This is a genomic window from Cloacibacillus sp. (assembly GCA_036655895.1).
In the GTDB taxonomy this organism is placed as follows: Bacteria; Synergistota; Synergistia; order Synergistales; family Synergistaceae; genus JAVVPF01.
The window spans coordinates 1-704 of the sequence record JAVVPF010000062.1 but is presented as its reverse complement, the minus strand read 5'-3'; the positions used below and the strand labels follow the sequence as shown (position 1 = coordinate 704).

The following is a 704-nucleotide window of genomic DNA, read 5'->3' as shown; positions in this document are numbered from 1 at the left end:
CATTACTGAGAGACTTAAGTATATTATTGCCAGATTATTATTTTAAGAATGTAAGCATTCTAAGTACTGGTACCCCATATGGCGCAATGATTAGTGAGGGAAACTTAGCGTCATATCCTATTTCTCGTTATGGTTTTTTATCGGCTCACAGTCTTGCTGTGTACAAAATGCAAGGCGAAATGAAAGTGCCTGACACTATGCTCCCAATAGCGAGAAAACATTTGATAAATACGAATTTGGATTTTGGCTTTCCTGTTGTAACGGGGTTTACAATGTTAAGCTCCAACGGCGATGCAAACGGACATGCTTCTCCTGTTGATGGCTATGCCTATGATACTTGGCAAAATGGAGATAAAATTGACTATCGAGAGCCTTACTATCATGTAGTAACAGGGGGATCACACAGGTCAGAAGAAGCGGGAGAGTCAACTACCTGGATCATTGATCCTGGCGCCTGGACCTATGGTTTTTTCGATAAATTTAAGCCTAACCTTGCTAGTTCTTTAAGCTCTCTTATATTTAACGAAATCGTCTACAATATCATACCATCAATAAATAATATTTCCGGTGATATTGACTATTCGTCCAAAGGCGTAGGAAACAAGATCGCTATTATAAGCGGTCGAGTCGCTAAATCTAAAAAATTATCTGACGACATTGGACTTCCTCAAAAGAATATCGATATCGATATTTATTGGGGTGGT

Annotated in this window: 1 protein-coding gene; it reads left to right on the top strand. The window is 38.9% G+C overall.

All coding sequences use genetic code 11. From position 1 onward, the window contains the following. The coding region (locus RRY12_12265; protein MEG2185446.1) for a hypothetical protein at positions 1–704 on the top strand (704 nt) is incomplete at both ends.